Below are 23,627 nucleotides of genomic sequence, written 5' to 3'. Positions count from 1 at the left end.
CCGCCTCTGTGAAGTTGAAATCAGGTAATCGCAGAGACGGCTATGTTGACGGGGGTGTCCCAAAAGTCACTGAGGTGACGGGGATACCCCCTTTTTTAATTTTGTAAAACAAAAAGAAGCCAAACCTTGGTAAAATGGAAGTGACGAGCAACCATTCAAAGGAGGGCTTCTTTTGTACATTCAATATAACATGGATCAACTCTGTCTGCCAATGGAGCAACAAACGGAAAGCGGATATGAGGTTCGTCTGCGCCACTACCGGAGTCGGGAGTGTACAGGCTGTCCTTTGAAGGATGCCTGCACGAAAGCCAAAGGGAACCGGGAAATCCGGGTGAGTCTCAAGTACCTTCGCTACAAGCGGCAGACGCGGGAAAAGCTGCGAAGTGAGGAAGGCTACGCGTTGTCAGTTCGACGTATGATCCAACCGGAGAGTGTGTTCGGACAAATGAAAAATAACCAGAACTTCCGGCGTCCTGCTTCGCGGCTTGCCCAAAGTGAGCCTGGAGGTCGGGTGGCTTTCCCTTGCCCATAATTTATTAAAGTGGGCGGCGATGAACCAAAAAGGTCGAGTAAGAGAGCAACTTATGGGACGGCCCCGTATTTGCGAATACAATAGATTAGCACTAAAATATGTAGATATACTGCTGCATGCATAACGAGAGGAGACTCATCCTGTGAAAACGATAAGCTTTGTCCAGCCTGACCCTCAGAGCTGGTTGGAGAAATTTCATTTTTCCATTCCGATTAAAGTCCGCTATTGTGAGACGGATCTGCTCGGACATGTGAATAATGTCAGCTACTTTATGTATTTCGAGCAGGGACGCATCGAGTATTTTGAACATCTCGCATTGACGGAGGATCTGTTCAACGATAAAACGGTATCGGTCGTTGCCAACCTGGAATGCCAGTATCTGGCGTCAATTTACTTGAGGGACCCCTTGAAGCTCCATATAAGAACAGCCAATATAGGACGTTCTTCCCTGGATCTGGAATACGCCTTGGCCGTGAATGGCCAGTTGAGAGCAGCCGGAAGAGGGACGATTGTGCTCGTGGATACAAACAGCGGGAAAAGTACGCCGATACCCGATGCAGCCCGCGAAGCCATTCGATCATTCGAAGAACGATCCATAGAACAGAATAGAATGGGGAGCAGGTCTTGAAAAGCTTTAAAAAAGTATATATCGAAATTACAAGCGTATGCAACCTGGCCTGCTCCTTTTGCCCGCAAACGAGCCGAAAGGCTAATTTTATCAGGCCGGACACCTTTAATGACATATTGGATCAGGTCAAGCCGCATACGAATCATATTTATCTTCACGTCAAAGGCGAGCCGCTTCTTCATCCCAAAATTGATGAGCTGCTCGACGCATGCCACGCCAAAGGCTTTAAGGTCAATATAACGACGAACGGAACGCTGATTCATAAAGCCGGGCATAAAATCCTCGGAAAACCGGCGCTGCGCCAAATGAACTTCTCGCTTCACAGCTTTGACGGGCATGAGGGGTCGACGAACCGGGAAGAATACCTGGCCAACATTTTTTCGTTTGTCCGGGAAGCGGTCGAGCATAAGGTGATTATTTCGTTCAGGCTGTGGAATTTGGATAAAGATAATGCCACCAACCTGGAGAAGAGCAGAAACCGGGAAACGCTGGCCATGCTGGAGAAAGAGTTTAACCTGGACTTCAAAATTGAGGAAAAAGTCGTACCGGGCAGCGGGGTCAAAATTGCAGATCGCATTTATTTGAATCAGGATCATGAATTTCAATGGCCGAGCTTGCAAGCGCCTGAGGATGACGGTAAGGGCTTCTGTCACGCGCTTCGGAGCCATGCCGCGATTCTGGTTGACGGAACCGTCGTGCCCTGCTGTCTGGATGGAGAAGGCGTGATTAATCTAGGGAATATCCACAGCCGTTCTTTCTCTGAAATTGTAGAAGGTGAAAGAGCGAACAATCTTTTCTATGGATTTTCCAGGAGAGAGGCTGTTGAAGAATTATGCAGGAAGTGCGGCTATAGGCAAAGATTCGGTGCATAGGTTTCATGGCTGTTCGGCTGTGGGGCACCCTCCTGCCGAAATGAATAAATCCCTCCGCAAGAACGGAGGGACGGGCCCGTGAATTTAATCCAAAACGGCAAACTTGATGCACACGGGCTTGGACACTTCCAGTACACTTCCGGCAGGAAGAAGCTTGCCGGTGCTTGCATCTCTGCTGAATGTGACAATATTGTTGGAATCCCGGTTGGCGGCGAGCAGAAAGCGTCCGTCCGGCGACAGTGCAAAGTTGCGGGGATGCCTGCCCAGCGTGGAGGCGTGCTCCACTAAAGTGAGCTTGCCTGTTAACGGATCGATGGCGTATACCGCAATGCTGTCATGTCCGCGGTTGGAGCCGTACAGAAAACGGCCGTCGGGGGAAATATGAATATCCGCACATGCGTTTTCTCCCTTATAGGAGTCAGGCAGAGTAGACACCGTTTGAATTTCACTCAATTCCCCTTGTTCCTCATTATAGAAGAACGCGGTAATGGTGGCATTCAGCTCATTAATCACGTAGCCGTAAGGCAATGACGGATGAAAGGCAAAGTGCCGCGGACCGGATCCGGGCGCAACCCCGACTTCCCCATGAGGAATCAACCGTTGGCTGGGAAGATCCAGCCTGTAGATCAAGATTCGATCCAGGCCCAGATCGGAAGCGACGGCAAAGCGATTGGAACGGTCGAGAAAAACGGAATGCGCACGCGGCTGGTTCTGCACGGGAAGAATGCTGGAGCCCCGATGCTGGTGGATATCCGTTGTCGCACCGATGCTTCCGTCCTCCAGAAGCGGGGACAGCCCGATCATGCCGCCATGGTAGCTGGATACGATGACACATTGGCGGGAATGATCCAGGGTGATATGGCAGGTAGGGGCCGGTACGGTGTTTTCCTTATTTACCAAGGTTAATTTGACGCTTGCCGGATCGAAATGAAAAGCGGCAGCGGCTCCGCGGCGCTGACCGCTGGAATCCGTTCCTTCCGTTATGGCGTACAGCTTCTTTCCGGCAGGATCGACATCGAGAAAAGTCGGGTTTTGAAGGCCGTCGGCTTGATCAACGATTTCGAGACTTCCGGTTTCCGTATCGAACCGGCAGGCATATAATCCGGGACCGGACGAATCCGCGTAGGATCCCAGGAAAGCAAGCACCTTCTTCTTTTTCTCCATTAACCATCATTCCTTTTTTTCCATTAAAGTCATAAACACATTATCGCAAATCCGCTGCCCGCAGGCAAATGAGATCTCAAATGCAAAAAATAGGAACGATGTGGCTTCAATGACTTGGAGAACGCGCCTCCATATAGAATACATACAGAAATTTTCGAATATTCAACTTGGAGGACGACGTCTTGCTGTCTTCCTCCAGTTCTCGCATCCTGTTGCGCACCTCCTGAAAATCGAATAAACGGGAGGCAAAATATTCGAAAGTCGGGTTTCCGTAATCGTTTAATCCCAAAGATGAAAGATGGGTAAGAGATTGCAGCGCCAGCCGGCGTACCCGCTGCTCCAGCGCGCGCACGTCCTTGAGCATGCTTGCATCCGGATGCTGGCTGTTCTTCTTGGCAACCTGCTCATAAATGGTTTTGAGCGGCGGCAAATCGGGCAGCATATTCCCGTCTTGTTCCTGCTCTTTCAACCAACCGACAATATGGATCAGGTCAGAGGCACCCGCTTCTCCGGCGATGCCCAATAGCGGCAATAAGGATCTGGCCTGTTCTTCGATGGATTTTTCCTTCCGCTCGGCCGTTTTTCCTTTGGGATCCGCAATGCCCGATGTCTCCAATAAACTCAGCGATTGACGGATGGTTTGCATGGATTTTTCCAATAATAAATGATCCGATACACGTCTTAAGACGGCAAGAACCTCCAGGCGGTTAATCGGCTTTTGGATGAAGGTATCGACTCCTTGCTGGTAAGCCTCCCCGATCATTTCCTTATTCTCTACCTGTGAAATCATGATAAACCTGCCCTCGTAGCCTTCTTCCCTAAGCGCTTTGACGGTTTCAATCCCGTCGCGGCCAGGCATCAATAAATCGATGATCACGATTTGAGCATCCCGAATGTCTTCTCTGGATGTTTGCGCTCCGTCATCTGATTCGCCGATGACCTCTCCGAGGCCGCTTTCTCTAATGATCCGGGAAATCATTTTTCGGACGGCAGGGTCGTCATCCACCAGATAAAATTTCAGCATGATCGGCCTCCTCCCTTTGTATTAAACGTTCCGACGGAATCCGGACTTCAAACCTTGTTTGACCCGGTACGCTGTATACGCTTATGTTCCCCCCGAGCAAACGGACAATATCCGCCGCGTGCGAAAGACCAATACCGGTTGACGAGTTCCCTTCGTCGTCGAATTTGGTCGTATAGCCGGGGTGAAAGATTAAGTCCAACTCATCGTGAGAGATGCCGGGACCGTTGTCTGTCACGTAGAATACGACGGAATCGAATTCGAGATCGACCCGGAGTTCAATCCGTCCCTGGGATTCAATGGCCTCGACCGCATTGGATACGATATTGTTCAGTACGGAAAGAAGCGGATAAATCTCATCGGTAGAAAGATTTACGTCGCATCGGTTATCCAGTTCGATGGTTTTACCCAGCAGCAGGCTGTAGTTTTTATTGGCCCTCGCTACCATCGAGCAAAGAAACGAAATGGGGATGCGCTTGGACAGCATCCGTTCCTGCTGAATGATTTTGGATAAGCCGGATAGAATGCGCTGGGAATCCTTCTTGAGTTCATGCACGTTCTCCGCGATATGGAGCGCTTGCGCCGCATGAGGAGGAGAAAGAATTTTTAGCTCCTTGGATAAGCGGTAGCTCTCCCGGGTGATGTCCTCAATATGGGACATCGATTTGCGAAGATAAAAGGCTTCTTCAAATAAATCCGAATTAATGAGCATTAACCGCTCCAATTCCTGCCGGCGCTGCTCTCCCTGGGCCCTCACCTGCCGAATGGCCAGCATATTGCAGAGTCCGACGACAAAGAAGCTGCGAAGCAAGCCGATCAGTACAATCATCAAAGCCCCATGGATCGTTATCATGGTTGGCGAGCCCGACACCATACGAATCAGCAGCTCCGCTCCATTGGACGCGATATCCGCAAACGCACCGTAAAAACCGACCTTCAACGGATATTCCACGTTAGTTTTTATTTTTAGCAGGGAGATGACCACCGCAAACGTAACATAATAAAAAAATACAGGCATATGCTGCACGATGCCTTCGGTCCAAGGAATACCGTACAGCGAAGCATCCATCACAATCCGAAAAAAGACGATAAACAAACCTGCCGATAAGCCTGTTGCAAGGACGGGAACGGAAAACCACAATAATCCGAAGAAATACGCCGCGATACCAAGTGAAAATCGGAAATCCCCGCCGAATGGGATCATTTTCACCTCTCCCAGCAGCGCCGTCGACAGAAGTATGACGACCCAGATGAACAATCTGTGATCCCGCATCTTGATTCGCCGCTCCTTTCTGCTCCGGATACCAAAAATACTCCCTCTTCCTATGGTACAGGAAGAAAGAGCATTTTGTCGCGTGGGAAAAGATTCATAATTTTAGGCCTGTTTATTTTCGAGCCTGTGCGATGCGATAGAAAGCAGGTAATTGACTGCAAAATAGAGCAAAGCTGCAAACAGGAACGTCGGTATGACGTAATTGATATTGTGACCGTTAATGATCTGCACGTGGTTCATCAGCTCCGGCAGCGCAATCACCACCGCTAAAGACGTATCCTTCAGCAGCGAGATAAATTGGCTGACCATAGGTGGCACCATCCGGCGAAGAGCGATCGGAAGAACAATATATCTTAACGTTTGCGTCGCTGTCAATCCGGAGGAACGTCCGGCTTCGATGAGCCCTTTTTCGACCGAATTCAACCCGCTTCGCACGATCTCGGAGATCATGGCCGATTCAAAAATCACCAGAGCGACGACGGCCGCTGTAAACTTATCCAGCTTGATGCCGACCTCCGGCAGAGCGAAGTAGGTAAAAAAGATGATCAAAAGCAGCGGCAGGTTGCGGATGGTCTCGACCAGGACCGCGAATACTTTGCCTAATACAGGTACCTTGGCGTACCGAACGGTGCCCACAAGAATACTGATGACAAAACTGATCGCAATGGAGAGGATTGCCACCTCAATCGTGAGCAGAAAGCCTTGCAGCATAAATTGTATATTGACAGGGGACAATGCACCTATAAAATCCATTACGCTTCCCCTCCTTTAATTCCCCGCGTACCTGCGTTCCAGATATCGCACGCCGTAGCTGAGTGGAATGGTCAAAATCAAGTAAAATAACGCAGCAAAGATATAGGAGCTGAACGTATCGAAGGTATCCGAATTAATCAAATCGGCTTGATACATGAGATCCGACGCGGACAAAACCGTAAAGATCGAAGAGTTTTTCACCAGGTTCAAAAACTGGTTGCCGAGCGGCGGAATCACTATTTTAATGGCCTGCGGCAAGATGATGTGCCACATGGCTTGAAGGTAGGTTAAGCCGGATGAGCGTGCGGCTTCCATCTGACCTTTAGGCACCGTCTGAATACCGGCGCGAATCGCTTCCGCGATAAAGGCGGAGGTATATACGGTTAAGGCAACCAATCCGGTCACGAACGGAACCAGGACAACGCCCGTCAGGATTGGAAGTCCGACCAGAACGAAAAAAGCAATCAGCAGCAAAGGAATATTCCGAATAAATTCAACATAGGCCGTGCCGAACCATTGAAGCGGCTTAAAAGGGGTAATTCGAAACACCGCAATCACCGTGCCGAGAATAAAACTGGCAATGAGGGATATCACGCTTGCTGCGACGGTTCCGCCGAAGCCGATCATGTAGCGGTCTATATTGTCGGTCAGGACCGTAAAATCAATAAACATATCCCTAAGTTCCCTCCTTACATCCCGTTTGAAAGCATAGAGGAGACCAGCGGCTTGCGCTCATCCCCTCGGCTTTTATTACTTCGTCGGTTTTTTGCCGATCCATTTCTCGTAAATGGCATCGTATTGACCGTTTTCCTTCAATTCCTTCAAGGTTTCGTTCACCAGGTTCACAAACTCGGTATCGCCTTTACGGATACCAATGCCGTACGGCTCTTCCGTGAACGTTTCGTCCAATACCTTGAAGTTCGGGTCCTGCTTTGCCATACCGAACAGAAGAGCGTTATCGGTCGTCAATGCGTCGCCTTGGCCGGCTTTCAATGCAGTAAACGCTTCGGCGTAGTTTTCGAATTCAAGCACTTGCGCGTCCGGCGCCGCCTCGCGAACGTTTTTGGTGGACGTGGAGCCTTTTGCCGTAAGCACCTTGGAAGCTTTCGTCAGATCCTTGACCGATGTAATTGGACTGTTAGCCGGAACAAGAAGCGATTGCCCCGCTGTGAAATAGACGTCGGAGAAATCGATCTCCTGCTTGCGCTCCTCCGTAATCGTCATCGTCGCCACGATCATATCGATTTCGCCGTTTTTCAGCATGGGAATCCGCGTTTTGGAGGTCACTTCCTTAAGCTCGATCGCGTTCTCGTCACCAAGCACTTTCTTGGCTATGGCTTTCGCGATATCGATGTCCAAGCCTTGAACCTGGCCGGTAGACGGATCTTTTAATCCGAACAAATTCAGGTCATACTTCACACCGGCGATAACTTTGCCCTGCTCTTTGATTTTCGCGATCGTTCCTTGCGCTTTCTGGTCAGACGGCTTGCTACAGGCTGCCAAAGTGCCCATGGCCAATACGGCGGTTAAAGCAATACTCATCATTTTACCCCAACGTTTCATTGCGAACCTCTCCTTTACCTGAATTAGTGGTTTAAGATACGGCTGAGGAATAAGCGTGCCCGTTCTTCGCGCGGGTTGGCAAAAAACTCAGCCGGCGGTGCTTCTTCAATAATTTGACCCTGGTCCATAAACACGACCCGGTCGGCGACTTCTTTGGCGAATCCCATTTCGTGGGTGACCACGACCATGGTCATGCCTTCGCGCGCCAGCTTTTTCATCACGTCGAGGACTTCCCCGATGGTTTCCGGATCGAGTGCCGACGTCGGTTCGTCGAACAGCATGATTTTCGGTTTCATCGAAAGACCGCGCGCAATGGCGACACGCTGCTGCTGGCCGCCGGACAGCTGAGACGGATACGAATTCGCTTTATCGGGTATGCCGACTTTCTCAAGGTAAAACATGGCGGTCTTTTCCGCTTCCTCTTTGGATATCCCGTTTACTTTCATGGGAGCGAGAGTAATATTTTCAAGTACGGTTTTATGCGGGTATAAGTTAAAATGCTGGAACACCATTCCGATATTCCGGCGCAATTTATTGATGTCCGTCGACTTGTCATTGATTCTAACACCGTCGACAATCAATTCGCCGTCTGTGATCGTTTCCAATCGGTTGATGCAGCGAACCATCGTGCTTTTCCCGGAACCGGAAGGACCAATGACAACAACGACTTCGCCTTGTTTTATCGATAGGTTAATATCCTTCAGCACATGAAATTGGCCGTAATGTTTATTGACCTGATGGAAATGTATCATCGGGCTCCCCCTTCTTTTGTCAGGATTGTTTACGTGAATGAAATCATGGTATTCCTCAAACAACCGAAAACGACCGGATCCGACAGAAACGATTCAAAAAAAATGAACATTATTTTCTTTACCATGTCCTAAAGGGAAAAGAATGGGTAAACAGGAAAAAGGGAATAGTATTCATTGAATCTCAAGAATAAGGGGAAATTCATGATGAAGCTAACGCCGGAGCAGCGAATCCAATTGCATGGCTTTAATAATCTTACCAAATCGTTAAGCTTTAATATGTATGACATTTGCTATACGGAAACAAAAGAAGAACGCGAAGCTTACCTGGAATATATAGATGAACAATATAATGCCGACCGATTGACCAGCATTCTCAAGGACGTATCCGATATTATAGGCGCGCACGTCTTGAATATCGCAAAGCAGGATTATATCCCCCAGGGCTCCAGTGTGACTTTGCTGATTTCGGAGGGACCGGTGGAAGAAGCCCCTACGGAATCGTTCGAGGAATCGCCCGGACCTCTCCCGGCAACGGTCGTCATGCAGCTGGACAAAAGCCATATTACGGTTCATACGTATCCCGAATACCATCCGGATGAAGGGATCAGTACGTTTAGGGCGGACATCGACGTGTCTACCTGCGGGGAAATTTCGCCACTCAAAGCGCTGAATTATTTGATTCATTCGTTTGATACGGACATTATGACGATCGATTACCGGGTTCGCGGCTTCACGAGAGATATCAACGGCCACAAATTATTCGTCGATCACGAGATCAGCTCCATCCAAAATTACATTCCGGAGGAAATCAAAAGCTTATATGACATGATTGACGTCAATGTATATCAGGAAAATATTTTCCATACGAAATGCAAGCTCAAAGCATTTGATTTGAACAATTATTTGTTTGGATATACGAAAGACAAGCTGAGTCCGGAGAAGCAAAAGGACATAACGGAAAGCTTGAATATGGAGATGGACGAAATATTTTACGGGAAAAATATGTACTGAGGCAGAACGGGAAAAGCGATCGTTTTCCATCCGGATCACGGATATTGGATGAAAACGATCTTTTGGTGTCTTTCCTGTTTCTAACCATTCGTAGTACCCGTACAGGATTGTTTTTTTACGTTTCATACCCTTTTTTTAACGATTCGCGCGCGTTTTTCACTATAATAAGCAAATCCGTGTATAATCGGTATAAAGCGCTTTCAATATTGGTTAAGGGGCTGGTTTCATGACAGAACGCCAACTTGTCGAAACGATTCCAAGTGTGAAAGGGAGGTATAATCTGCAATCCTACGAATCCGCTTACAGTACGTTTCGCTGGGACGAAATCAAGACTCAATTTACTTGGCATCAAACAGGCAATTGCAATTTGGCCTACGAGGCGATCGACCGCCATGCGCAAGGGTCTCTAAAGAATAAAACGGCCTTAATTTATGAGGATGACGCGCGTAAGGAAAAATATACATTCGAGCAGCTCAGCCAAATCTCCAACCGGTTCGGTAATTTGCTGCTGAAGCTGGGCATTGGTCAAGGAGACCGTGTCTTTTTCTTCATGCCGAGGAACCCGGAGATTTATACGGGTATCATAGGAACGATCAAGATCGGCGCAATCGTCGGCCCTTTGTTCGAAGCCTTTATGGAAGGGGCTGTACTGGACCGGCTCGCCGATGCCGAAGCAGTGGCCATTGTCACAACCTCCGCGTTGAAGCAGCGTATTCCGCGCGATAAGCTCCCGCACTTGAAATATGTCATTGTTGTCGATGAACAGGAGCAATGGCTTCCGGGAGAAATCGATTACCGTCAGGAGATGGCGGAAGCGTCCGACGAATTGGACATTGCATGGGTTGATCTTGAACATCCCTTCATATTGCACTATACATCCGGATCGACGGGCAAGCCCAAAGGCGTGCTCCACGTTCACGGAGCCATGATCCAGCATTACATTACCGGCAAATGGGTACTGGACCTGCAGGATGACGATATTTACTGGTGTACCGGCGATCCGGGGTGGGTGACCGGAACCACATACGGTATATTTGCCCCATGGTTGAACGGGGCGACCAATCTGATCCGCGGCGGACGATTTTCTCCCGAGCGCTGGTATCAGACGATTGAGGATTACAAGGTTACGGTTTGGTACAGCGCGCCGACGGCGTTTCGGATGCTGATGTCTGCGGGCGATGAAGTGGCAAGAAAGTCCGATTTATCCACGCTTCGTCATGTGCTTTCCGTGGGCGAACCGCTAAACCCCGAAGTGATCCGCTGGGGAATGAAAGTATTCGGCAAACGAATTCACGATACATGGTGGATGACGGAAACCGGTGCGCATATGATTGTTAATTTCCCATGTATGGATATGCGTCCGGGATCGATGGGCAAGCCGTTCCCGGGCATTCAAGCGGCGATTGTCGATGACCAGGGCAATGAACTGCCGCCGTATCGCCTGGGCAATCTGGCCATCCGTACCCCGTGGCCGTCCATGATGCGCAAGATTTGGAACAACCCGGCCAAATATGAAGAGTATTTCCGTCTGAAGGGCTGGTACATTTCAGGCGACTCCGCTTACCGTGACGAAGACGGCTACTTCTGGTTCCAAGGCCGCGTGGACGATGTGATCAACACATCGGGCGAAAGGGTCGGTCCGTTCGATGTGGAAAGCAAACTCGTGGAGCATCCCGCTGTGGCGGAAGCGGGCGTGATCGGTAAGCCTGATCCGATTCGCGGCGAGATCATCAAAGCATTCATCTCTTTGCGCGAGGGTTATCGCGAAACGCCGGAGCTGCTGGAGGAAATTCGTTTATTTGTGCGCAACGGGCTTTCCGCACATTCGGCCCCACGGGAAATCGAGGTGGTAGGCAAGCTGCCCAAGACAAGATCCGGCAAAATCATGCGCAGGGTGTTGAAGGCCCAGGAGTTAGGCCTTCCGACAGGAGATCTTTCCACTATTGAGGATTAATGCGATGTTTGGGCTGTTCCCGAAGCGGGTGTATGCTTTGGGATTCGCCCTTTTTTCTTATGGACCGCAAAATAAATGCTAAATTTATCCATATCTACATCCGATAACAGGTATAGGCTTATGGCTTCATCTATTATAGCGCTGGCAAAGTGAAGGGGGCATTCCATGTGAAAATACCTAAACAGCTGGAACATCGCGCATTAGCCAAAGTACAATCCATGGCGGCAGAGATCGGCAAGCTTTTGGAGGGACATGATTTGTCCGAAAGGTCGGAAGAAATTCGGGCGCTGCTCGACAATGGTCTTCAGCATGACGAATACTTTTTGCTCGTAGAGCATCAGGGTCTTTCCGTCCTGCATACCAATCGGCTCCGGGAGGGCACGATCTTCAACGACACCGTCGGCCTGGCGGCCGCTCAAACGAGCGAACCGTTAACCCAGATTTACCACCGGAATACAGGAGAGGTCTTATTGGATGCAGCGGTTCCGGTGAACATTCCCGGAAGGAAGGATTCGCCGTATAATTTGCGGTTAGGCGTAGTTGTGCAGTCTTTATCGTTTCGGACCCTGTTTTATAGCTTATTCGGCATTCCTCTGCTCATCGGATTGGGCGGACTTTGGTTGGCCGATTCGGCGGGCGAACGCGTATGGCTGAGTTTGCTGTTGTTGGCGTCATTCTTGCTTGTAAGCGTTTACTTGCAGCGAACCGTTTTTCAGGGAATAAAAAACTGGACGGAAAGGATGAAGGCGATCTCTTCAGGCAAGCTCATGCCCGTTCCGGCAGGCTCCAGGCGCAATGAGCTCGGGCAGGTTTCATTTGAAATTAACAAAATTGTCATCGGCATGAGAACGATTTTGTCGGAGATGAAGGAGGTTTCAGCGACCGTCAATACCATCGGCTCTGAACAGGCGGATGAACTTCGCCGGCTTCTTTCCTCGGCCGAGCAGCTGTCGGCAAGTATGCAGGAAGTGAGCGCGGGAGCAACCGACCAGCTGGAGCTCATAGAACAAAACAGCAGCTTGATGAAACAGATTCAAGAGCTGGTCAGCCGGGCCGGTCAAGAATTGGAGCTTTCCGGCAGGATATCCGAGGAGGCACGGGCGTCCTCTCATATGGGACTGGAGAAAACATTGGAGATGCGCAAGGAAATGAATGATTTGCATGAAACGAGCAAGCAGAGTGTTTCATCTATGGAAGAGCTGGAGCGGCAATCGCAAGAAATGAGAGAGTTCATAACTTACATACGGGAAATCGCCGAACAGACGAATTTGTTGGCGCTGAACGCGGCGATTGAAGCGGCAAGAGCCGGGGAAGAGGGCAGGGGATTTGGGGTGGTAGCCGATGAAGTGCGCAAGCTTGCCGCTACATCCAATGAGGTGGCGGATCGCGCGATAGAGCTGACGCATAATATGGCGCTGAAATCGAAAGAAACCGCAGCCAGTGTGAAAGCGGGGCAGTTTGCTGTAGAACGGGGAATCCGCACGCTGGGCGAATTGAACGAAATGATTCGCGATGTCGCCGACAAATGCAGCCGGACGGCCGAACAAGCGGTCGTACACTCCGCGGAAATGCGTGAAATTCAGCTGGGACTCCATTCTATGGAAGACAGGATAAAGACGATTTGGGATATATCCCAGCAGTTTACCGCATCTGCGCAATCCATGGCGGTCAACGGAGAACAGCATCATATGGCTACGGAACTCATTGCTGAACAAGCGGAATTGCTCAAAAGCATTTCCGGCAATCTGCAAAAGATCACTGGTCGATTTGTAATGGAATAGCTTGCGAAACAACAGGCCGCGATATTGTCACAACCTGTTGTTTCTTATAAAGAACATTTACATGTATCTGCGGCCGTAGAGCCAGTCGGAAACACTGAAGTCGTCAGCGCTTCGCCCGGCTAGAATTCTGTTCCGCAGAAGGATGGCCATGGCGTCTCCGGTGTGGAGGAATTCGCCCCACAGGCGGGCGCTGCGCTGCACTTCCGCCGTGCGTGGAATGCGTTCCTCCTGATAGGCCAGGAAAGCCTTTTCCGTATCGTTGCCGTACTTGCGGAGAGATTCGGTCAGACATGCCACATCCTCCAAGGCCTGGCAACCACCTTGAGCGAGATACTGCAACATAGGGTGGGCGGCGTCTCCGAGCAGGGTAATGCGTCCCGCCGTCCAGTTACCGATCGGCTCCCGGTCATACATCGGCCAGCGGCGCTGACGTTGAATGAAGGTCACGGCATGGCGTACAGGCTCGCAGCATGTGCCGAAATGCTCATCCAACTCCTCCGGTGTGCCCCAGTCATCGGAATCTTCCTTGTATCGGAAGCTTTTGAATACAACCACTTGGTTGTAAAGCTCCTTCCGGCGTACAGGGTACTGGACAAGGTGGAGGTTAGGGCCGATCCACATGATGACATCATCCAGGTCGGCGCTCGGAGTAATCTCAGACATAGGGATCGCGCCGCGGTAAGCTACATATTGCGAGCAGACGGGCTTGTCGGGACTGAACAGTTTGCGTGTATTAGACCACAGTCCGTCAGCTCCGATCACTGCGCCGGAGAGGTAGGTTGTACCGTCGGAGCAGGTAACCCGGACCTTCTCGCCGACATTCTCGGCAGATTGCACCACTTGGTTGTTCACCAGCGTAATCTGGTCGTTAGCCCGGCAAGCATCAAGCAAAGCCTTGTGCAAATCGGAACGGTGCAGCACGATGTACGGATAACCGTAACGCTCGAGGAAGGCCTCGCCAAGATTAAGCGCGCTAAGTTCTTTTCCGGTAAAGGCATCCATCAGCACCAAACGTTTCGGAAAGACCGCATATTCCGATATGGCGTCAAGTACCCCCAGTTTGTCTAATACCGCCGTAGCATTTGGCGCCAGCTGGATACCTGCGCCGATCTCGCCGAATTCAGGCGCTTGCTCTAGCACATGTACGGATCGACCCGTCTGGGTAACACCGAGCGCAGTCGCGAGACCGCCGATGCCGCCGCCAACGATCAGGAACGGAACGTTTATTTCTTTCGTCATAACGGTATGCTCCTCTAATAATGTTGATTTAAATTAAAGCGGATAAGGGAATGAATCCGGAACTTGCGAGTTAAGGTAACAGAGGTTTAAATTCATCCACAATTTCCTGGTTCCCTTGATTCTCTTCATAATGTTCTTCACGTTGAAGATCAAACTTCTCCATAATCGGCAGGTCGCTAACGGAGAACAAATAAGATTCTTCCGCAGCGACATGCTCGTGCCAGGCCCAGTTCGGTACGACAAGGAAATCGCCTTGGGACCAATCATAACGAATCCCGTTGATGACGGTATAACCTGTGCCTTTGAATACCTGATAAATGGTGGAGCTGGTATGCCTGTGCGCTTTGGAGTGAAATCCTTTAGGAAGCTTCTGCATCCAGGAAGCAATGTTCGGGTTCGCTGTTTTTCCGTTGGACGGATTGATATATTCTACCGCATAGCCATCGTACGGGTCCGGTTCAAACCGGCTTAAGCCTTCGAGTGCAGCCAAGGTCTGCTTCCATTTGAAAGAGCCCAGAGGCGCAACTTGGGATTTGCGATCCGAGATGGGGCGAACCATGCCGCCTTCATAGCGTTGAGCGGTATAATTATCCGGCACCTTCGGCTGTTCGATCCTTTCAGGGTAATTTTCAAAGAACGTCCCGCCGATCGCGTAGATGGTCGGTATATCCAGGCAATCCATCCAGATCATCGGCTGATTTCCGGGATGGGCATGGCCATGCCAAAGCCCTCCCGGCGTGGTCAGAAAATCTCCTTCTTCCATGAAGATGCGTTCGCCTTGAACGATAGTGTAAGCTCCTTCTCCTTTCATGATGAAACGGAGAGCGCTTTGCGTATGCCGGTGTGACGGCGCGGTTTCGCCAGGGAGGATTAACTGAACCGCCGCATACAGGGTTTGGGTAGTGGAAGCCCATCCCCAGGGCTGCCGGTAGGTTAATCCCGGGTTTTGCAAATAGATGGCTCTTCTTTCACCGCCGCGATCGGGCGTGAAAATTTCTCTGGCTTCCATGAGCTTGGCGTACAGCGTCTCCCATTTCCACAGATAAGGTACGGCTTGCGGAGTAGGCTGTTTATGCATCAAGTCAGGGATGGCATTCCAAAGAGGTCCCAGATGGTACTTCTCGATTTCCTTATTAAAATCTTGTACGGTTTGACTTTGGAAAAATTCCATTTTTTCTGCCATGCGACCACACCTCCAAGGGGTTTAGGGTTTAATGCGCTTCCCGATACTGTCCGATATTGCGGTTGATTTGGTTCAGGTGGGTGATGAGATGCTCGACCAACAGATGATCGACAATAAATTGCAGCGGCTTGGTTCCAAAGCGGGGGTTGCGGCTCGGCGCCTCCGCCTTTAAATCTTCCTCGGTAAGCGTGCCGAGAACCGCCTGTACTTGCGCCTTGGAGCTCTCAATGCCCTGAAGAACCTCGCCGGTGGAGCGCCCGCCGGCCGCAGCTACGGCGGCTAACCGGCCTTCATGCTGAAGTCCGCGTCCCCACTCGATACCCGGGGATTTCACCAACGCTTGAATTTCATTCAACCAAAAAGGAGTGGCTTCTTCCACATGGCACAATACTTCGATCACGGACCATTTATCCTCGGCGGGCTTCCAGCGAATGATGTCTTCGGATAATCCTTTGGACACGCGCACAATGTCATCTATCGTGTCATGGATGGAGCGGATCGCCTCTTGGATGCTCATGCTTATTGTCCTCCTTCGACTTTGGATACCCGATTCTCCAACGCCCCGATGCGGTCGATTTCAATTCGAACCACGTCTCCGTCCTTCAAGAACACTTGAGGATCACGGGCTACGCCTACGCCGCCTGGTGTGCCTGTTAAAATCACATCGCCCGGCTCGAGGGTCATCAGGTTGGATAAAAACTCGACCAAATACGCAACGGTAAACACCAGATTTTTTGTATTGGAACGCTGACGCTCTTCGCCGTTGACGGTAAGCACGACTTCCAGGCCGGTCGGATCATCAAGCTCGTCGCTCGTCACCAACCATGGACCCATAGGGGCCGTACCTTCTACGGTTTTTCCCTGGAGCCATTGAAGGGTTCTTCGCTGCAAATCGCGGTATGTCACATCATTGACGATCGTGTAACCGGCTACATAATCCAGTGCCTGATCCTGCGATACATTTCTGGCCCGCTTGCCAATGACAAAAGCAAATTCCGCTTCATAGTCAAGCTGCTCGGAGATCGGGAAGAAAGGAATATCATCCTGAGGGCCGATGATGGTATTGCTGAACTTGGCGAATACGACAGGAACGGGGGGGAGTCCGCGTCCCATCTCCAAAATATGCTCGCGATAATTATGGCCGACACAAATCATTTTCCCGGGGTTGAGCACCGGAGCTTCCAATTTTACATCTGAAGTCGGGTGAACCGCCTTATATTTCAAGGCAGCCTCATTCTGCCGAACATATTCGATCGCCTGTTTGGCCAATTGGAGACTTTGCTGTCCGCCTTGAAGAAATTCAACCATATTGGCAGGAATGTAGGCTTCTGCGATTTGCTCGGCCCGGATGACGCCTTGCGATTCAAGCATGCTGCGGTACGCCAAATTTAAATCGATGATCTGCTCGTCTGCGATGCAGCCGATCCGGGTAATCCCGTTATAACTAAAGCTCACTAATTTCATGGTTATAACTCCTTATATCCAAAATTAAAGCCCTTACATTTTACTGAACGTTCCATTCCTTTATCGTATAGATACATTCGTTCTCCATGTACATGGGATCTTGCTTCATGGTTTGGGTTGCGCTTTCAAGGGAATGTGCTTGAAGGACATAGGCACCGCCGGTTTGATCGTTAAAACCGCCGGCCGATACCAGGATGTCATTTTCCCGCAAGCTTTGGATAAATTGACGATGCTCCGGTATGGAATTCCCGGAAAAGCCCGGTTTGCGTTCAATGAATACGAGAAATTTTTTCAATGGGATTCACCTCACTTTGATTTGGATAGTCAGCAATCAAGGATAACACAGTAACGCTGGTTGTGAATCACCTCGGTTGGATTGCAATCCACAAATAGAGAATTAAGTTCTCATTTATATTTCTATTATAACGATGACCGCCTGATGATTGTCAATATCAAAACATGAATATTTTTTCAAACGATTTTTTAAAACTATCGTCTCTATTGCGTAAAGCAGTAGTTTACAGGCGAGAAAAGCAGGCTTTGGAAGCGTCTGTCATTCGTGGTGCGATGAGGCTTGCTTCAAAAAAATAATGTTGACAGAAACTTCATAACAGAGTTATATAATATAAACATAGAGAACTTAATTCACATATTATCGTTATCTAGTCCCAATCAATTTAATCCCGATCCATGATTACTTGATAAGATGTATGCGTTTTCGAATTATCGGGTGTTGGAGAGTATTGGAGGATACATGCTGAGAAATCTTTGCGCCGGGTAGAAGAGATGGGATTGCGGGCATAGGAAAGGAGTGAAAAGAGTACCCGGCAGGATGCTTGTTGTATGCCGCAGCCTTCGTAATTTCAATCGTTGCAAGTAATATGAAAGCGATTTCTTCATGACGGAAGAGCTCATTCAACCTGCAATGAAATCACCATGAAACATTGGATGCCCGATGCAATGAATTTATAAAAAAACAATTTATAGGGGGATTTTAAACTATGAAAAAGACGTTTTCACTCGTATTGGCCGCGACGCTGAGCATGTCTCTCATTCTTGCCGGTTGCGGAGGCGGAACGCAAACCAAAAGCTCCAATGAAGGGCAAGCAGCAGGAGAGGGAGGTAAAACGTACACGTTCAAACTGGCGCATATTACGCAGCCTACACACATTTGGCATAAGACCGCCGACAAGTTCAATGAAGAATTGAAAGCGCGTTCTAACGGCCGAATGAAAGTGGAGACTTTCCCGGCGGGACAACTTGGGGCAGAAAAGGACATGGTGCAGCAGCTGGAGACCGGCACGCTCGATTTCGGGATTATAACGAACGCCTACATGAGTACCCGTTCGGAAGAATTCAATGCTTGGTTCATGCCATTCCTGTTCAGCGACATTGAGAAAGCTGCGGCTGCGCGGAATTCCACAGCGGCGAAGAAAATTTTGGATGGCTTGAGCAATCAGGGGCTTGTCGGGATGGACTATATTTTTGCGGGGAACCGCCATATTTTGATGAAGAGTACGACAGTCACCAAACCGGAAGACTTGAAGGGCAAAAAAATTCGTATTCTCGGCAGCCCGTCCATTCAAGATTTCTGGAAGGCCGTAGGCGCCGGTCCGACTCCGATGCCTCTGCCGGAAGTGTATACGGCTTTGCAAACAGGCGTGATCGACGGGATCGATATTGACCTTGATGCTTTGATGACCGAAAAATATTATGAAACCGCTAAAAACTTTACGCTGACCAATCATATGGCGTGGCCGGGGGTTGTGATCGCGAACAAAACGAAATTGGAAGCTTTGTCGCCGGAAGATCAAAAAATAGTAGCCGAAGCCATGAAAACGGCTGTGGACTGGGGGAACAAGGAATCGATCAATTTGGAAAAGCAGAACCTGGATAATTTGAAAACAAAAGGCGCAACGGTTTCTGAATTGAGCAATAATGACAGCTTTAAGGTCGTCCGCGACGAACTTTATACCAAGTATTCCAGCAACGCATTGATTAAAGAGCTCATTCAGGAAAATCAGAACAAGTAGTCTATAGCTGTTGCGATGCCTTGGTTTCTTATTTCATGATCCGGCGAGGGGGAAAGCTTTGCTTTTCTCCCTTGTCCGGAACCACCTCTCTTTTCTACCCGCACTTATGGGAGCTTATGATATTCATCCAAGGGAGTTGTACGTATGACCTTCGTTCGCAAACTTAGTGATGCCGTCTTTTCCATAGAACGAATATTAGCCATTCTGATATTGTCGTTTATGGTCACTTCCCTGATGTTAGGGGTTATATTTCGTTATTTTTTAAATTCACCTCTGAGTTGGTCGGACGAATTTGGATTATTCGCTTTAGTATGGGTGACCTTCATTGGCGGAAGCATGAGTATCAAAACCAACAAGGCGGCGGCCGTAAGCTTTATTATGGAAAGGCTGTCGGAAAACACAAGACGCATCTTTTTGGGAATTGCTTTTTTTATTTCATTAGCCTTTTGCATTTTTGCTCTGGGCTTATCTTTGAAATGGATAACGAACCCCTCTATCCTGCTGCAAAAATCGCCGGCCGTCGGCTTACCGATGATCATTCCTTATATAGGCATTCCCCTGGGGCTGTTATTTATGGCTATACATTCGTTGGATTTATTTGCAAGCGTATTTCAAAAACAACGTAGAGAGGGAATATAATGGTTATTTTACTCATTTTTTTCGCCCTGCTGGCCATTCAGATTCCCATCGCATTGGTGCTTGGGATTACTAGCGTAGCCTATATCGGGCTGGACGGTAATATGGTTCTGTTCAATAATGTTCCGCAGCGTCTGTACTCAGGAGTCGAAAGCTTTAGCCTGTTGGCTATTCCGCTCTTTATGCTGGCCGGCGAGCTGATGAACTCAGCCGGCATTACCGGAAGATTAATCGATTTTTCGAAAAAGCTCGTAGGTCACTTTCGCGGAGGATTGGCTTACGTCAACATCATTGCGAATATGTTCCTGGCCTCTATTCTTGGTTCCGCGACGGCCCAGACGGCAATGATGTCGCGGATCATGGTTCCCGAGATGGAGAAGGAAGGCTACAGCCGTTCATTTGCGGCGGCAACTACGGCATCGGCTGCGCTGTTGGGACCTATCATTCCGCCCAGTATGCTGTTTATCATCTATTCTGTAGGATCTGGAGTTTCGATAGGCAAGATGTTTATAGCGGGGATTATTCCGGGGCTTATACTTGCGGCAGCTTTTATTCTCTTAATCGCATATTTAGGCTACAAGCACAGTTTTCCGAGATCCGAAAAAGCATTATGGAAAGAAATAGTTTCCAGTTTTTTTAAGGTATTGCCGGCTTTATCGGTTCCCGCTGTCATTGTGGGCGGGATTCTAAGCGGTATTTTCACAACAACCGAGTCTGCGGCGTTCGCTTGCTTCTTGGCGATTTTGATCGGATTCTTTGTTTACAGGGACTTGAAAATCAAGCATTTTCCCAAAATATTAGTGGGTGCAACCATATCCACCTCTGCGGTGACCTTGCTGATTTCGACGGCGAACTTGTTTGGATGGGTCATGGCGTTTGAACAAATTCCGCAAAAAATCGTCGAATTTATGGGAACGCTGACCTCGAGCCCTTTTGTGTTCTTACTGCTGGTGAATCTGTTCCTGCTGCTTATCGGTATTATTATGGACGAGATGGCCGTTTTGATTGTGTTATTGCCGATATTCATGCCGCTTGTTCATGCGTTCGAAATTGATCCGATCCATTTTGGCGTTATCGTTTGTTTGAACGCTACCATCGGGCTGCTCACACCGCCGGTCGGAGCAGGCTTATTCATTGCCTCGGCAGTAGGCGAAGTGAAGTTTGAGACGCTCATTCGATCGGTTGTTCCTTTTCTCATCGTTGCGCTTGTGATCCTTTTCCTGGTTACTTATTGGTCGCCGCTAACCACCTGGTTGCCGAATAAGCTGATGGAATGACATGGCTGTTCTGTTGACAACATCCGGCATCATCAAGAACGCCTTTCTCAGGGATGATGATCGTCTCGTTTAACTGTCAAGTGATGGGGAGATATTGATCATTGGATATGATTATCTTATATTGTATACAGAGGTCAATTACAGAAGGGTTGTCTAAAATGGCTGCTTCCAAAACAAGTACGACAATTCAGTCTTTGCAGGTTGGCAACGAGATCCTTGAATTAGTCGCTTCTTATGACAAACCGTTGAAGTTCAACGAGATATACGAAAAAACAAAAATCACCAAGAGCAACTTGTACAAGTATCTGAATACGCTGACTCAAATCGGGATGCTTTACAGGGATAAGGAAACCGGCCTGTATACTCTTGGGAGCAAGCTGGTAGAGTACGGTATGAAAGCGATCAACCGGGAGAACATGATCGAGCGGGTGACGCCTTTTCTTCAGGAAATCAACCGGACCTGCAAAAACACCGTACTGCTGACGACGTGGTCTCACAATGGACCGATGGTAGTGAAAATTATCAATAGTCTGCAGGGACTGAACATCGGGGCTCAAATCGGCACGTTTCTTCCCATTATGTCGGCCACCGCAAAGGTTTTTGCGGCTTTCATGGAAGAACATCTCATCCGGGAATGGAAACAGCAGCAGTTGGCCAAGCTTGACGAGGAACAGAGGCATCGTCTGGAATCCGAAATTTTAATTGTCCGTAAGAACGCTATATCTTTTGCGAAGGAACCGCTGGTTCCGAGCATATCCTCCATAGCCTTTCCGGTTTTTAATTTTGAAAAGCGATTGCTCGCCGTCATCGTTGTCGTTGGTTTTTCGCATACGATCCCGACGCAAATCGATGATGTGACAAGCCAATATTTATTAAAGATGATGAAAGAGGTCTCGCAATCCTTTGGATATAAAGCATAAAGAAGTATTATAATCATTCACTGAAAGGGGGAGCAGGAGCTCGCCTCTTTTGTTTATTAAACGAGAATGGACAAACAAGCTCAAACCGTCACAAACACCAATATCAGAATAGTGCGAAAAATCAATTGACAAAGAGAAGTTTCTACAGTATATTTTACTTAACGTTCATTAAAATTTTATCATCACAGGAGGTGAGGCTTGATGCCAATTTGACGAGCTGACATTGGAAATATCGTATTTTGACAGCCGACTCGCATTCATCCATCAGGACGTTGATTGCAGTTCCCTTATTTTTTTACCCCAAAAAAGAAAGCGCTTTATTTAAAAATATTTCCATAGAGGGGGAAATGCAGTGGTGAAAAAGTTCAAGCTTCCTTTTATTTTCATCATGATCTGTATGCTTGCGGCAGCCGGATGCGCTAATCCGTCCGCCAATCATCAGGTAGAGACGAATCCAGCCTCCGACCAACCATCCGCTGGACCAAAGGGCAATGAAGCTTATAAAATCGGCACAATACTCTCTCTGACGGGTCCGGCCGGATGGCTGGGACAAAGCACACAGCGTGCCGTTGAAACCTTGAAAAAGCAAATCAACGAAGCGGGAGGAGTGAATGGCCATCCTCTTGAGATTATCGTTTACGATGACCAATCCAAACCGGAAGAGGCAAGCCGTTGGGCCAAGCGTCTGATCAATGAGGATAAGGTCGTGATGATCATCGGCCCGAACGGCACGCCGACCTCCAACGCTGCGGAGCAGGCGGCGGGATCCGCCAAAATTCCCATGATCTCGATGTCGGGAGGTTACATCCCGGATCCGAAGATTGGCTGGGGCTGGGCGGTCGTCCATTCCACGGATCAGGTCATTGAGCGTCAGTTTCAGTACTTTGCCAATAAAGGCTTGAACAATATCGGTGTCCTCAATCCCAACGATGCCTTGGGACAGATCGCAGACAAAGCGATTGCCCGGTACGCGGAAAAGTATAAAGTCAATATCGTCAAACGAGAATCATTTAATATGAACGATATCCAAATGAAGCCGCAGCTGACTTCCATTATGGCAGCCAAGCCGAATGCTGTGATTTCGTTCGTGACAGGGGAGCCTGCCGTCAAGGTAAGGAAAGAAATGGATGAAATCGGGCTGAATGTGCCGATGCTGCCTCCCCATTCTTCAGCTACACAAGCTTTCCTGGACTTGATCGGAAAAATCGATAATGATAAAGTGCTGGCCGCCGGAGGAATTATTACGGCATTCGAGCAAATTCCTGACGATCATCCGCAAAAGCAAGTCTTGGAAACATTCATCTCCCGTTTTCAAAAGGATCATAACTATGTACCCGGTTATATCGAAGGCTTCGGTTACGATGCATTAAATGTCGCTTATCATGCTTTGAAACAGGCTGGAACCGACCCGCAGAAGATCAAGGATTATTTGGAAAACGGGGGGGAGAGCATAATCGGCGTGAACGGAACCTTCAAATTTACCAAAGACAACCGGATCGGACTGTCTCCGGAAACGTTGAGAATCGTAGAGATCCGTGATAATAAATGGTCCTTGCTCGAGTAAATATGTT

22 protein-coding genes and 1 pseudogene are annotated in these 23,627 nt (G+C 48.9%); 11 read left to right on the top strand and 12 right to left on the bottom strand.

Going from position 1 to position 23,627, the window contains the following annotated elements:
* Positions 1-223: 223 nt before the first annotated feature.
* From NR121_RS17675 to NR121_RS17665, 3 genes and pseudogenes are all read left to right on the top strand, one after another.
* Positions 224-563: pseudogene (locus NR121_RS17675) on the top strand (transposase); the annotation flags it as partial.
* Between the two features lie 111 nt (positions 564-674).
* Positions 675-1,160 (top strand): acyl-CoA thioesterase, encoded by a 486-nt coding sequence (locus NR121_RS17670; RefSeq protein ID WP_054818439.1) that lies wholly within the window; start codon positions 675-677, stop codon positions 1,158-1,160.
* The gene (locus NR121_RS17665) at positions 1,157-2,032 is read left to right on the top strand and encodes a radical SAM/SPASM domain-containing protein (protein ID WP_256831591.1); all 876 of its coding nucleotides are present in this window, start codon (positions 1,157-1,159) and stop codon (positions 2,030-2,032) included. Before NR121_RS17670 ends, NR121_RS17665 begins: the two co-directional genes overlap by 4 nt.
* 84 nt (positions 2,033-2,116) lie before the next feature.
* Here NR121_RS17665 and NR121_RS17660 read toward each other — a convergent pair whose 3' ends face one another.
* The 7 genes from NR121_RS17660 to NR121_RS17630 all read right to left on the bottom strand — a co-directional run bounded on the left by NR121_RS17660 (position 2,117) and on the right by NR121_RS17630 (position 8,558).
* A complete protein-coding gene (locus NR121_RS17660; protein ID WP_062410769.1) occupies positions 2,117-3,196 on the bottom strand; it encodes a lactonase family protein in 1,080 nt (359 codons plus the stop codon).
* A 106-nt stretch (positions 3,197-3,302) separates the two neighbouring features.
* A complete protein-coding gene (locus tag NR121_RS17655) occupies positions 3,303-4,220 on the bottom strand; it encodes a response regulator (protein WP_054818441.1) in 918 nt (305 codons plus the stop codon).
* Positions 4,195-5,490, bottom strand: a complete 1,296-nt coding sequence (locus tag NR121_RS17650; protein ID WP_174349613.1) for an ATP-binding protein — start codon at positions 5,488-5,490, stop codon at positions 4,195-4,197. The genes NR121_RS17655 and NR121_RS17650 overlap by 26 nt, the downstream gene beginning before the upstream one ends.
* Positions 5,491-5,592: 102 nt before the next feature.
* Positions 5,593-6,243, bottom strand: a complete 651-nt coding sequence (locus NR121_RS17645) for an amino acid ABC transporter permease (protein WP_062410772.1) — start codon at positions 6,241-6,243, stop codon at positions 5,593-5,595.
* Between the two features lie 15 nt (positions 6,244-6,258).
* Positions 6,259-6,915 (bottom strand): amino acid ABC transporter permease, encoded by a 657-nt coding sequence (locus NR121_RS17640; protein WP_054818442.1) that lies wholly within the window; start codon positions 6,913-6,915, stop codon positions 6,259-6,261.
* 78 nt (positions 6,916-6,993) lie between these two features.
* Complete coding sequence (locus NR121_RS17635) at positions 6,994-7,755, bottom strand: transporter substrate-binding domain-containing protein (RefSeq protein WP_254611166.1); 762 nt, start codon at positions 7,753-7,755, stop codon at positions 6,994-6,996.
* A 74-nt stretch (positions 7,756-7,829) separates the two neighbouring features.
* Positions 7,830-8,558: an amino acid ABC transporter ATP-binding protein gene (locus NR121_RS17630; protein ID WP_054818444.1), complete on the bottom strand. Its 729-nt coding sequence runs from the start codon at positions 8,556-8,558 to the stop codon at positions 7,830-7,832.
* 204 nt (positions 8,559-8,762) lie between these two features.
* On the opposite strand from NR121_RS17630, the gene speD reads away from it, so the two are divergent.
* The 3 genes from speD to NR121_RS17615 all read left to right on the top strand — a co-directional run bounded on the left by speD (position 8,763) and on the right by NR121_RS17615 (position 13,304).
* On the top strand, positions 8,763-9,569 hold the full coding sequence (speD, locus tag NR121_RS17625) for an adenosylmethionine decarboxylase (protein ID WP_174349652.1): 807 nt from the start codon (positions 8,763-8,765) through the stop codon (positions 9,567-9,569).
* Between the two features lie 226 nt (positions 9,570-9,795).
* Entirely contained in the window at positions 9,796-11,523 is a 1,728-nt protein-coding gene (acsA, locus tag NR121_RS17620; protein WP_062410775.1) for an acetate--CoA ligase, read from the top strand.
* 167 nt (positions 11,524-11,690) lie between these two features.
* A complete protein-coding gene (locus NR121_RS17615) occupies positions 11,691-13,304 on the top strand; it encodes a methyl-accepting chemotaxis protein (protein WP_256831589.1) in 1,614 nt (537 codons plus the stop codon).
* A 57-nt stretch (positions 13,305-13,361) separates the two neighbouring features.
* Here NR121_RS17615 and NR121_RS17610 read toward each other — a convergent pair whose 3' ends face one another.
* The 5 genes from NR121_RS17610 to NR121_RS17590 form a co-directional block, all read right to left on the bottom strand.
* Positions 13,362-14,543 (bottom strand): FAD-dependent monooxygenase, encoded by a 1,182-nt coding sequence (locus NR121_RS17610; protein WP_054818448.1) that lies wholly within the window; start codon positions 14,541-14,543, stop codon positions 13,362-13,364.
* 70 nt (positions 14,544-14,613) lie between these two features.
* The gene (locus NR121_RS17605) at positions 14,614-15,726 is read right to left on the bottom strand and encodes a cupin domain-containing protein (RefSeq protein ID WP_054818449.1); all 1,113 of its coding nucleotides are present in this window, start codon (positions 15,724-15,726) and stop codon (positions 14,614-14,616) included.
* Between the two features lie 28 nt (positions 15,727-15,754).
* Positions 15,755-16,243: a DinB family protein gene (locus tag NR121_RS17600; RefSeq protein WP_054818450.1), complete on the bottom strand. Its 489-nt coding sequence runs from the start codon at positions 16,241-16,243 to the stop codon at positions 15,755-15,757.
* 2 nt (positions 16,244-16,245) lie between these two features.
* Positions 16,246-17,190, bottom strand: coding sequence for a fumarylacetoacetate hydrolase family protein (locus NR121_RS17595; RefSeq protein WP_062410780.1), 945 nt, complete (start codon positions 17,188-17,190; stop codon positions 16,246-16,248).
* A 40-nt stretch (positions 17,191-17,230) separates the two neighbouring features.
* Complete coding sequence (locus NR121_RS17590) at positions 17,231-17,485, bottom strand: YciI family protein (protein ID WP_256831587.1); 255 nt, start codon at positions 17,483-17,485, stop codon at positions 17,231-17,233.
* A gap of 706 nt (positions 17,486-18,191) precedes the next feature.
* Between NR121_RS17590 and NR121_RS17585 the strand changes: the two genes are divergently transcribed.
* The 5 genes from NR121_RS17585 (at position 18,192) to NR121_RS17565 (ending at position 23,620) form a co-directional block, all read left to right on the top strand.
* The gene (locus NR121_RS17585; RefSeq protein ID WP_256831583.1) at positions 18,192-19,223 is read left to right on the top strand and encodes a TRAP transporter substrate-binding protein; all 1,032 of its coding nucleotides are present in this window, start codon (positions 18,192-18,194) and stop codon (positions 19,221-19,223) included.
* Between the two features lie 144 nt (positions 19,224-19,367).
* Positions 19,368-19,862 carry a TRAP transporter small permease gene (locus NR121_RS17580; RefSeq protein WP_174349610.1) on the top strand — a complete coding sequence of 165 codons (495 nt, stop codon included), beginning with the start codon at positions 19,368-19,370 and terminating at the stop codon, positions 19,860-19,862.
* A complete protein-coding gene (locus tag NR121_RS17575; RefSeq protein WP_174349609.1) occupies positions 19,862-21,136 on the top strand; it encodes a TRAP transporter large permease in 1,275 nt (424 codons plus the stop codon). The genes NR121_RS17580 and NR121_RS17575 overlap by 1 nt, the downstream gene beginning before the upstream one ends.
* Positions 21,137-21,294: 158 nt before the next feature.
* Positions 21,295-22,056, top strand: a complete 762-nt coding sequence (locus tag NR121_RS17570; protein WP_062410785.1) for an IclR family transcriptional regulator — start codon at positions 21,295-21,297, stop codon at positions 22,054-22,056.
* Positions 22,057-22,411: 355 nt separating this feature from the next.
* The gene (locus NR121_RS17565) at positions 22,412-23,620 is read left to right on the top strand and encodes an ABC transporter substrate-binding protein (protein WP_256831581.1); all 1,209 of its coding nucleotides are present in this window, start codon (positions 22,412-22,414) and stop codon (positions 23,618-23,620) included.
* Positions 23,621-23,627: the final 7 nt, after the last annotated feature.

The sequence above is a fragment of the Paenibacillus sp. Pae15 genome, assembly GCF_024519685.1.
In the GTDB taxonomy this organism is placed as follows: Bacteria; Bacillota; Bacilli; order Paenibacillales; family NBRC-103111; genus Paenibacillus_G; species Paenibacillus_G naphthalenovorans.
This window is presented reverse-complemented; position numbering and strand designations above follow the sequence as displayed.